Below are 11,178 nucleotides of genomic sequence, written 5' to 3' on the forward strand. Positions count from 1 at the left end.
TCTTCCGGAAAGTACAATTAGTTGGTCACTGTCACGTGAAATCGGTGTCCTCTTCGAGGAGGCGGACGCTGCACCGCCCGGTAGCCATATAGTCGAGCGCCATTGCAACTTCACGGGTTAACCGATAAGGATAAAGCAAGGGTAAGTAGGGCAGCGTGCTTAGTTGCTGCCACAAACGCATTGGGAGCTTGTCTTCGTCCACCGTGCACGCAGTTTCTACAAGCCTCGCCCAGCTCGCGGGCGCCGCCGGCGCCCAGGTTACTAACGTCGCGTCAGGATCATTGTGAGACAGGAGGGATGCGGGTGTTGACGTACGGGTTTCAGCAAAGTGCAGTTGGGTAACACTCGGCCAAAGCTTCTCAACGACAATCCGGCCATCTCTTCGAACAAACCAGTCGAGCGCAATGTGAAGGGTGTAAGCTTCACCCACAAAGGTCTCGTCCTCCAGACCTTCGTTCGCACCAACGTGAAGCCGGAGCACTTCTTCGAACGAGTGATATGGGTCCGGTGCTCCTCCCATACTCTCCGGTGCGTTGGTAATTGTTAGGCCTCTAGCCCACTGCAGGACGAGCTTAACCCCAGCCGCGACTTCTCCAAGTACCTCCAAGGCTGTCGCAATCATCAGGAAGAAACCGGCGCCCGCCTCGCCAGGCATTTGTAGGTAGTCCAGTTCTCGCAAGAGTAGGCGTCGCACTGGCTCATCTAACTCCGGTACATCCCGTTCGAACCGCTCTGAGAGGAAATACGCCGCCACATACCCGCAGACCAATGTTGCTCTAGCCGGATAAATTAGTCCGTCCACGAAATCTGGAATCACCAGATCCTCTACGGAGGAGGCGTCGTCTAGGAGTGCAGCAAGCCCGCGGTGCGCGCTACCCCGCGCAATTTCGAAAGAGCTACGCCAAGTGCTCTCTTCGAGATTCTCGATCTCAGCACATCTCAAGATCGCAAAGGCAAGCACAAGCCAGCCCTCCGCAACGCCAGTATGGTTATCGACCCTTTGCCAAGGTCCCGTGGCGTACGAGGTGAAGATTCCAGCACTTGTGATCGCACGCGTAGCTTCGGTCCCCCGACGCGCACCGTCAGACGGTCGAATGATTCCCCAAATCATCTCCGCAAATTCACGGACAGGAAACGGACCTGCACCGGTCGAGAGTACGATTGCCAGTAGCTTGTTAAGATCCCTTAAATCACGTGGTAGAAACGAGCCATGGGCATCGACGAATCGGCTAACCAACTGATCTCGCTCAACAGTTTCAATCGCCGGAAACCCGCGTTGGCGGTTGGCGTCATTGAAAGACCGTAGCCGATCCCTCGCAGGCGCAGAAAGGCGACCGTTTGTAATCAAAAACACGCGGTCAGGAGGACGCGGTGGCTCAACACCGGGGTAAGTAACTGCTGTCCCTGCCAGGGTGAATAGTTGAGCTTGGAGCCGGTCGAGTTCGCCAAGGCCGATGTCACCGCCTTTCAGTTGGAATGCATGGAGCTCCCCGTCAGGGGAGATCCCTACGATGTCCTTACCATGTTCATAGGGATGATGAACGGGCGCGTGCAGAACACGGTACCGCTCGCTCATCAACAGTTGTGAAAACGCGGCTTGGTAGCCGAGCTCTCCTGCGTTAATCAACCAGTTTTCGACGATTCTCCCGAGCACGCCACGCCTCGATCTGTTGTTGGCGAATTCTTTCACACTCTGTTACGAACTCCGGGTCCTGATCCCACTCGGTTGCTTGCGCTATGAAATTCTCTGCTGCGCTCGGGTGCATTACGAGAACTTGGTTCTTCGGCTCAAGCGTCTCTGGATCGAAATCAACCTCCAGGCGGCGCTGCATCTCCAAATAGGCTTCCTTCATCCCAAGATCAGCCGCAGATACGGAATTGCCTACCTGCTCGACCGCCTCCGAGAGGCGAGCGAACATATGTTTTGCCTGCTGTTCAGCGAACTGCCCTGCGATGCGAGAAGCGTGTTCCAGAAGTTGCTCTCCCGAGATCCGCCGCATCTGCTCGCGTGTAATGTCGAGAGTTGCGGATGCAACTGTGAACTCGATCTGGTCGGTGGATTCATCTTGCCGAGTGAGGCGCACAGTCTTTCCTTCGTGTACGTGCGATTGTCCAATCCCCTCGAGAAGTGGTTCATGCCGTGGAATGCCGCGGCGAACCTCCCGTGTGAAGGCGCGTCGCGCCAGGTTCTTCACCTCAGGAAAATCTGGGAGCATGGTCCTAGGAAGTCCGTCTAGTGGCGAGTACATGGGAGTCAGAAGGGCGCCGGGTAGGCTGCAGTGTTCTGAAGCCCAGGGAATTTGCGGACACTCCCTCTCACCTAAGCTGCCCGGTTAGACAGCTCCGGGTCAAGAGGACCAGACCCCACCGCCCAGCGGACTAACTCTGCGCGCAAGACTCTGGCAACCCCATCTGTCGGCAACAGCCGGGGAAAGCGCACGCTCGGGAGCTTCCTGTCCGCTTGACACTTTCCGGCGTGGGAGCTAACTCGTCAGGCCCGGCGCGCGGACGTTTCCGCGCGCCGTCGTGCGCACGGCAGGCGGAGCACCGCCCGCCATCCACCGTCACGCCTCATCTCCCGGAGACCGCCCCATGCAGCTGCCCGAGGTCCACGTCGCCCTGCCCGACTGGGTGGCCGGCAGCGTCGAGTGGGAGCGCACGTACCACGGAGACGAGGAGCGGATGCGCCTGGCCATCGAGCTGTCGCGGCAGAACGTGGCGCACGGCACCGGCGGGCCTTTCGGCGCGGCGATCTTCGAGAGCGAGACGGGGCGGCTGGTCGCGGTGGGCGTCAACAGCGTGGTGCGGCTGAACAACTGCACGCTGCACGGCGAGATGGTGGCGTTCATGCTCGCGCAGGCGCGGATCGGCTCGTTCTGCCTGAGCGGCGACGGACTGCCGCGCCACGAGCTGGTCACCTCGTGCGAGCCGTGCGCCATGTGCCTGGGCGCCACGCTGTGGAGCGGCGTGCGGCGCGTGGTGTGCGGCGCTCATCGCGACGACGCGCGCCGCCTCAACTTCGACGAAGGCCCCGTGTTCCCCGAGAGCCACGCGTATCTCGAAGCCCGCGGCATCGAGATCGTGCACGGCGTGCTGCGCGCCGAGGCGAACGAGGTGCTGGAGCTGTACCGCTCCGGCAAGGGCGTCATCTACAACGGGTAGATGCGGTTCGCGCATCCACCGGCGCCGCCTTCCCTCTCCCGATCCCACTCCTGACCGAACGGCTGCATGAAGACCTCGCTCTCCGCCGGGCTGCTGGACACGCTGTCGCGCCAGGTGCGCATCGCCAACCTGGACCTTGCCTCGCGCTTCCCCGGCGAGTCGCCGCGCCGCCAGCCGGTGCACGTCGTCTACGGCGGTGCGCAGCTGTTCCGGTCCGACAGCGCGCCGAAGATCGGCGCCGTTGCGCGGCGTACGATGGAGGAATACGCACCCACGCCGTCGGCGCTGGCCGGGCTGCTGGGCCTGGGCGCCAGCGGCGGCTTCGCGGAGACGCTGTACGAGCGCGTGGCGGAGAAGCTGCGGCGCGAGCCGGTGGAGGACTTCCGCATCGACTTCGAAGACGGCTACGGAAACCGGACCGACGCGGAAGAGGACGGGCACGCCGAGTCGGTCGCGCGCGCCGTGGCGAAGGGGATGGACGACGGGACGCTGCCGCCCTTCATCGGCATCCGCATCAAGACGCTCAGCGAGGAGTTGCGCGGCCGGGCCATCCGCACGCTCGACATCTTCGTCACCACGCTGCTGGAGGCCACGGGCGGGCGGCTGCCGGACAACTTCGTGGTGACGCTGCCCAAGGTGACCACGCCCGCGCAGGTCACCCATCTCGTCGAAGTCCTGGACGAGATGGAGAAGGCGACGGGGCTGGAGCGCGGCGCGCTGCAATTCGAGATGATGGTGGAGACGCCGCAGTCCATCGTGGACCCGCAGGGCCGCGCGGCGCTGCCCATATTGCTGGAGGCGGCGCGCGGGCGGATGGTGGCGGCGCACTTCGGCACGTACGACTACACGGCCTCCGTGGGCATCACGGCGGCGCACCAGCGGATGAGCCACCCCGCGTGCCTGTTCGCGCTGCACATGATGCAGGTGGCGTTCGCGGGCACGGGCGTGTGGCTGAGCGACGGCTCGACCGCCGTGCTCCCCGTCGCCCCGCACCGCGCGGCCGAGGGCGCGGCGCTGACCGAGGAGCAGGAGCGCCACAACCGCGAAAGCGTGCACCGCGCCTGGAAGATGCACTACGACGACGTGCACCACTCGCTGGTGAACGGCTTCTACCAGAGCTGGGACCTGCACCCGGCGCAGCTGGTCACGCGCTACGCCGCGGTCTACGCCTTCTTCCTGGGCGGGCTGGACGCGGCGGCCGAGCGGCTGCGCAACTTCGTGGAGAAGGCGGCGCAGGCCACCCTTGTGGGCGACGTGTTCGACGACGCGGCCACCGGCCAGGCACTGCTCAACTTCTTCCTGCGCGGCATCAACTGCGGCGCGCTGACGGAAGAGGAGACCATCGCCCGCACCACGCTCACGCTCGACGAGCTGCGCGGCCGCTCCTTTCTCAAGATCCTGCGCAACCGCCAGGTCACCTGACGCACCCCGTCCGCCCGCTGTTCGTTCTCTCCACGGACGGCCGGCGGGCGGATGCGTTCCGGCGAACCGCATCTCCCGCGGAACCGGAACCACGCGGCCGGTGTCGCACCTGCACCCGGCGCGGATCGTCGTCTCCCAGTTCGTCCCCGCCCCTCCCGCACGACTCCTCCGTAGATGACCAGCCGCCTTTCGCGGGTGCTGGATCCCTTCGCCGCCAACCTGCCGACGACGCTGGACACCGCGCGCCGCGCCGCCGTCCTGTGGGTGCTCGCCCGGCTGACGGTCGGCGTCCTGAACCTGCTCTCCGGCGGCGTCGCCAGCGGCCGCGTCGCGACGGGCGAGGCGGCGCGGATCATGGCTGCGGCCAGCCTGAGGCAGGGAATCGGGCTCGCCGTGGTGATCCTTCCGCTGCTGGTGGTGGCGGACGTGGGGCTGGCGCACGAGCGGGCGTTCCTGGGCAACCTGGGCATCGGCAGGCGGCACGTGGCGGCGGTGGCGCTCGTCACGGCGGCGCTGCTGGAGGTCGCGGCCGGCCTGCTGACGGGTGCCGCGTGACGGAGGCGCTGGCGGCGGACGGCGTGGGCAAGAGCTTCGGCGAGCGGCGGGTGCTCTCCGCCGCGTCGGTGTGGGTGAGCGCGGGCCAGGTGGTGGCGCTCTTCGGCAGGAACGGCGCGGGCAAGAGCACGCTCATCCGCATCGTCCTGGGGCTGATGGCGGCGGACCACGGGCAGGTGCGCTTCCGCGGAAAGATCGTGGAGCGCCCCAAGCTGCACCGGCTGGCGGCGGACGGGCTGTTCTACCTCCCGGCGGAAGGGCTGCTCTCGCGCCGTATCTCCGTGGGCGAGCACTTCCGGCGGATGGAACGGCGGTTCGGGACGGGAGATGCGGGGCCGCTGATCGCGCGGCTGGACGTGGGCGGCTTCATGGGGCGGATGCCAGGGCAGCTTTCCACCGGCCAGCGGCGGCGGGTGGAGATCGCGCTGGCACTCCTGCGGCGGCCTGCATGTCTCGTCGCCGACGAGCCCTTCGCCGGCATCGCCCCGGCGGACGCGGAGGCGATCGGCGATGAGCTGCGGGCGCTCGCATCCACCGGCTGCGCGGTCCTCATCACCGGCCACGAGGTCGCCGCCGTCATGCGCGTGGCGGACACGGTCGTGTGGATGACCTCCGGCACCGCCTACACCCTCGGCCCGCCCGCGGAGGCGATGAAGCACCACGGCTTCAAACGGGATTATCTCGGGCCCGGGACGGTGCTGCGGGGGTGAGGGTGGATGAGCGACGGGCTGACGGGTGCAGACCGGGAAGTTCGGCGCGGCGGCATCGCTCGGGCGGGTAAACTCGCGGGCTACGAAGGCGCGAAGGTCACCTGCGTGCCTGCATCCGCGGCATCCTCGTGGCGCAGGCGACGTCGTATCAGCAAATGTGGTGGTTCACATCGACGCCGGGAGATCACGCGAGGCGAGAAGTCGCCGGCCGTGCATCTCCCGGCGCCGTCTGTTGCTGCGGGTGGTGCGGGAGATGCGCATTGTCCGCGCTCCGACCATGCGTGCGCGACGATCCGCAGAGGTGCAGTGATGGACCCATGCCGCCGTGAGATGATGCGCGGCTGTCTGCCGTGAGCGCGTTCTTTCCGCCGGGCGGCGGGCGCGCGGCGGATGCGGAGCAGCGGCCGTTCGTCTCGCGCGCGTGGGCGTGGCTGCGCGCGGATGCGCCGGGCACGCGCGATCACGTGCTCACGCGCGAGCTGTTCCTGCGGCTCCTCGGCCTCGTCTACCTGTTCGCGTTCTGGTCGCTCTGGCCGCAGATCCTGGGCTTGGTGGGGCACGATGGCATCCTGCCGGCGCGGGACTACCTGACGGGAGTGCGGGCGTTCACCGGGGCGGACCGATACTGGAACGTGCCCACGCTCGCCTGGCTGAGTGCGAGCGACGGATTCCTGCGGTTCCTCTGCGGCGGCGGCATCTTGCTGTCGCTGCTGCTGGTGGCGGGGGTGCTGCCCGGCGTGACGCTGGCGCTGTTGTGGGTCTTCTACCTGTCGCTGGTCACCGTCGGCCAGGACTTTCTGTCGTACCAGTGGGACGCGCTGCTGCTGGAGACGGGCTTCCTCGCCATCTTCCTCGCGCCCGCGCGCGTCCTGCCGCGACGGCACGCGGAAGCTCCGCCGTCGCGCCTCGTGCTCTGGCTGCTGCGGCTGCTCCTCTTCCGGCTGATGTTCTTCTCCGGCGTCGTGAAGCTGGCGAGCGGCGACCCGGCGTGGCGCAGCCTGACGGCGCTCGCCTACCACTACCACACGCAGCCCATACCCACGCCGCTGGCCTGGTACGCCGACCATCTCCCGATGGCGGTGCACGAGATGTCCGCCGCGGTCATGCTGATGATCGAGTTGCTGGTGCCGTGGCTCATCTTCGGCCCGCGCAGGCTGCGGCACGCTGCGTTCGTGCCGTTCGCAGCGCTCCAGCTCGGCATCGCGGCGACGGGCAACTACGGCTCGTTCAACCTGCTCACCATCGTCCTCTGCACCGTGCTGCTGGACGATCTGCTGCTGCGGCGGCTCACCCCCGCGCGTCACCGGCCCCGTCTTCGTCCGACGGATGCGCTGCCGGCGCCGCACCGCTTCCGCCGTTGGGTGGTGGTGCCGGTCGGCGCGGTGATCCTGTGCGTCTCCGCCGCCGAGTCGCTGGAGGGGTTCGCGCCGGAGGGTTTCGTCCCGCGGCCCGTGCGGCGGCTGGAGGTGCTGCTGTACGCGCCGCACATCGTCAACACCTACGGCCTGTTCGCGGTGATGACCACCACGCGGCCCGAGATCGTCGTGGAAGGCAGCGAGGACGGGCGAACGTGGAAGACGTACGAGTTCCGCTACAAGGCCGGCGACGTGCGCCGCCCGCCGCCGTGGGTCGCGCCGCACCTGCCGCGGCTGGACTGGCAGATGTGGTTCGCCGCGCTGGGCGGCCCCGGCGGCGCGCCGTGGTTCGAGAGCTTCGTGCAGCGCCTGCTGGAAGGCTCGCCCAGCGTGACGGGCCTGCTCGCGCGCAACCCGTTCCCGCACCGCCCTCCGCGCTATGTTCGCGCGACGCTGTACGACTACCGCTTCACCATCCCCGCCGAAGCGCGCCGCACCGGCGCCTGGTGGACGCGCCGGGAGATCGGCCCGTACTTCCCCGAAGCGACGCTCGGCCCCGCTTCCGACGAATAGCCGGGCATCCGGCGCGCACCGGAGCTTTCGCATCGTCCCGATCGACTTCCCGCCTCGCGCCCTCATCGCGACGCGCTCACGCGCCGGAGGGATGCCGCGGCCTCGCATCTCCCGACTCGCCGATCAGCGCGTCCCGACGGATAATCCGCCTGCCGCCTCTCCGCGCACGCTCTACCGTATCCCCCGAGAAGTACGCATTCCGGCCGCTGGGCGGGAATTCGGGAGATGCGGGAAGCTGGTCCTCTGATTGCGTACGGCGATGGCACCGGCTCCGCACTCTCGGCCGGGCATCCCCGCACCCCGGAGACAGCGATGGCGCACGGCAAGGAACGCCAGCCAGGCAAGGGCCCGGGCTCGGACGACAGCCGGCCGGGAATGGGCGACGTGACCCCGCCCATGATCTTCAGCTTTCCCACTCCGCTGATCGTGATCATCCTCCTGGTCGCCATCGTGGGAGTGAGCTGGCTCGCGTTCTTCCGGCACGCGTAGGCTCGTCTCCCGCGGCGATGGTTGCGGGAGAGGGGCCCTGGGCGCCACTTTAGCGCACGCGCGAACGCCATCCCGCCGCTCCGGCGGCGCGGCGATGCGACGGCACGGCCCCTCGCGGACGCTGTTTCCTTCCGCGCGGCGGCATCGTGGCGCGCACCATCCGCACGCGGACCGCGCCCGGCGCGCGCGGGGTACGGCTCTTGATCCGCGAGGAATCCCAGGAGCACGCGCCCCGCAGTCCCGACCCAGAAACGAGACGTGCAGCGCAGGCGTGCCCGGGAGAGGGCGCGCGGCCGCGCCGAGAACATCGCAGCCCGAGGAAATCATGAGCAGCACCAGCACGGAAGCAGCGACGGAGACGGTGGCGGGCCTGGAGCCCGAGGAGGTGCTGCGCGACTACCGCATCGCCTACCGCAGCCGCCAGGTGAGCGTGCTCGCGCGCGGCGAGGTCATGCTGGGCCGCGCCATGTTCGGCATCTTCGGCGACGGCAAGGAGGTGGCGCAGGTCGCCCTGGCCCGCGCCTTCCGCAACGGCGACGTGCGCTCCGGCTACTATCGTGACCAGACGCTGATGTTCGCGCTGGGGCTGCTGGACGTGCGCCAGTTCTTCGCGCAGCTCAACGCCCACGCCGACGTGGAGGCCGATCCGGCGTCCGGCGGCCGCGGCATGAACGCGCACTTCGGCACGCGCATGCTGGACGAGCAGGGCCGCTGGGTGACGCTCACCGACGGCCCGCAGTCGTCCGCAGATGCGTCGCCCACGGGGTCGCAGATGCCGCGCCTTCTCGGCCTCGCCTACGCCTCCAAGCTGTACCGCGAGTTGGAGGATCTGCACGACTTCACGCAGTTCAGCCGCAACGGCGACGAGATCGCCTTCGGCACCATCGGCAACGCGTCGTGCGCCGAGGGCGTGTTCTGGGAGGCGCTGAACGCGGCCGGCGTGCTGCAGGTGCCCATGCTGGTGAGCGTGTGGGACGACGGGTACGGCATCTCGGTGCCCAACGAGCTGCAGGTCGCGAAGGACAGCATCTCCGAGCTGGTGGCCGGCTTCCAGCGCACGCCCGACAGCCTCAAGGGCTTCGAGGTGGAGGTGGTGTGCGGGTGGGACTACCCTGCGCTGGTGGAGACGTACCAGCGGGTGGCGGAGACCGTGCGCCGCGAGCACGTGCCGGCCCTGGTGCACGTGGTGGAGCTCACGCAGCCGTTCGGGCACTCCACCTCCGGCAGCCATGAGCGCTACAAGTCCGCCGACCGCCTGCGCTGGGAGAAGGAGCACGACGGCCTGGCCCGCATGCGTGCGTGGATCGTGGAAGAGGGCCTGGCGAGCGAGGAGGAGCTGGCCGCGCTGGAGAAGGAGGAGGCCGAGCACGTCCGCGGCGCCCGCGACGAGGCGTGGCAGGCGTACCAGTCGCCCATCCGCGCCGAGGCTCAGGCCGCGGTCGAGATGCTCTCCGCCGCCGCCGAGGCCGCGAGCGAGCCCGCCCGCGCGCAGGTCGCCGCCGCGCGCGACGAGCTGGCAAAGCGCCGCGACCCGCTGCGCCGCGACATCGCCGTCTCCGTGCACCGCGCCCTCGTCGCCGTGCGCGGCGAGGCCGAGGCGGTGCGCGAGCCGCTGGTGCGCTGGCGCCGCGAGCAGAAGCCGCTGGAAGAGGACCGCTTCCACTCGCTGCTGCTCTCCGAGGGCGACGAGTCGCCGCTGCGCGTGCCGCGCGAGGACCCGGAGTACGGCGAGGGCTCGGCCGAGGTGGACGGCTACAAGATCCTCAACGCTGCCTTCGACGCCGCCCTCAAACGCGACCCGCGCGTGATCGCGTTCGGCGAGGACGTGGGCAAGCTGGGCGACGTGAACCAGGGCTTCGTGGACCTCCAGGCGCGCTACGGCGAGCTGCGCGTGGGCGACGCGGGCATCCGCGAGGCCACCATCATCGGCCAGGCGATCGGCATGGCCATGCGCGGCCTGCGCCCCATCGCCGAGATCCAGTACCTGGATTACCTGCTGTACGGACTCCAGGTGATGAGCGACGACCTGGCGACGCTTCGCTACCGCACCAAGGGCGGCCAGAAGGCCCCCGTGATCGTCCGCACGCGCGGCCACCGGCTGGTCGGCATCTGGCACTCCGGCTCGCCCATGGCGATGATGCTCGGCGCGCTGCGTGGGATGCACGTGCTGGTGCCGCGCGACATGACCCGCGCCGCCGGCTTCTACAACCTGCTCCTCCGGTCGGACGACCCGGCCGTGGTGGTGGAGGTGCTGAACGGCTACCGGCTGAAGGAGAAGCTGCCGACGAACATCGGCACGCTCACCACGCCGCTCGGCGTGCCAGAGGTGCTGCGGCAGGGCAGCGACGTGACGCTGGTCACGTACGGCGCGTGCTGCGTGATCGCGATGCAGGCCGCGAAGGCGCTCCAGGAAACCGCCGGCATCGAGGTCGAGGTGATCGACGTGCAGTCGCTCCTCCCGTTCGACATCCACGGCAGCATCGTGGAGTCGCTGAAGAAGACGAACCGCGTGCTCTTCCTGGACGAAGACGTGCCGGGCGGGGCGACCGCGTACATGATGCAGGCGGTGCTGGAGCGGCAGGGCGGCTTCCACTGGCTGGACTCGCAGCCGCGCACGCTCACCGCCGCCGCCCACCGCGCCCCGTACGGCCGCGATGGCGACTACTGGTCCAAGCCCAACGTGGAAGACGTCTTCGACACCGTCTACGGCCTGATGGCCGAAGCCCGCCCCCGCGACTTCCCCGACCTCGGCACCTGAGCCGCGGCGGCCGCAATCGGCCAAACAAATGCAGGAGCGAAGAAGCGCCGGGAATACTCTCCCGGCGCTTCTTCGCTCTCTTTAGTCGGTACCTTTCAGGGCTGTTCGCTACAGCATGCATTAGACGGGTTCCAGCGCCTCATCTATGCTGTCG

General features: G+C 68.1%; 9 protein-coding genes. 7 read left to right on the forward strand and 2 right to left on the reverse strand.

Annotated elements, in window-relative coordinates; translation table 11 throughout:
• Positions 1-31 precede the first annotated feature (31 nt).
• Positions 32-1,654 (reverse strand): hypothetical protein, encoded by a 1,623-nt coding sequence (locus tag VFE05_18340; GenBank protein HET6232039.1) that lies wholly within the window; start codon positions 1,652-1,654, stop codon positions 32-34.
• Positions 1,620-2,195 (reverse strand): hypothetical protein, encoded by a 576-nt coding sequence (locus tag VFE05_18345; protein ID HET6232040.1) that lies wholly within the window; start codon positions 2,193-2,195, stop codon positions 1,620-1,622. Before VFE05_18345 ends, VFE05_18340 begins: the two co-directional genes overlap by 35 nt.
• Positions 2,196-2,592: 397 nt before the next feature.
• On the opposite strand from VFE05_18345, the gene VFE05_18350 reads away from it, so the two are divergent.
• The 7 genes from VFE05_18350 (at position 2,593) to VFE05_18380 (ending at position 11,024) form a co-directional block, all read left to right on the forward strand.
• On the forward strand, positions 2,593-3,162 hold the full coding sequence (locus tag VFE05_18350) for a nucleoside deaminase (GenBank protein ID HET6232041.1): 570 nt from the start codon (positions 2,593-2,595) through the stop codon (positions 3,160-3,162).
• Between the two features lie 66 nt (positions 3,163-3,228).
• Positions 3,229-4,584, forward strand: coding sequence for an aldolase/citrate lyase family protein (locus VFE05_18355; protein ID HET6232042.1), 1,356 nt, complete (start codon positions 3,229-3,231; stop codon positions 4,582-4,584).
• Positions 4,585-4,758: 174 nt separating this feature from the next.
• Positions 4,759-5,139: a hypothetical protein gene (locus tag VFE05_18360; GenBank protein HET6232043.1), complete on the forward strand. Its 381-nt coding sequence runs from the start codon at positions 4,759-4,761 to the stop codon at positions 5,137-5,139.
• Positions 5,136-5,849 carry an ABC transporter ATP-binding protein gene (locus VFE05_18365; protein HET6232044.1) on the forward strand — a complete coding sequence of 238 codons (714 nt, stop codon included), beginning with the start codon at positions 5,136-5,138 and terminating at the stop codon, positions 5,847-5,849. The genes VFE05_18360 and VFE05_18365 overlap by 4 nt, the downstream gene beginning before the upstream one ends.
• Positions 5,850-6,199: 350 nt before the next feature.
• Positions 6,200-7,777, forward strand: coding sequence for a lipase maturation factor family protein (locus VFE05_18370; protein ID HET6232045.1), 1,578 nt, complete (start codon positions 6,200-6,202; stop codon positions 7,775-7,777).
• 312 nt (positions 7,778-8,089) lie between these two features.
• A complete protein-coding gene (locus VFE05_18375) occupies positions 8,090-8,266 on the forward strand; it encodes a hypothetical protein (GenBank protein HET6232046.1) in 177 nt (58 codons plus the stop codon).
• A 325-nt stretch (positions 8,267-8,591) separates the two neighbouring features.
• Positions 8,592-11,024, forward strand: a complete 2,433-nt coding sequence (locus VFE05_18380) for a thiamine pyrophosphate-dependent enzyme (GenBank protein HET6232047.1) — start codon at positions 8,592-8,594, stop codon at positions 11,022-11,024.
• The last annotated feature ends 154 nt before the right edge of the window (positions 11,025-11,178 follow it).

The sequence above is a fragment of the Longimicrobiaceae bacterium genome (assembly GCA_035696245.1).
GTDB lineage: Bacteria > Gemmatimonadota > Gemmatimonadetes > Longimicrobiales > Longimicrobiaceae > DASRQW01.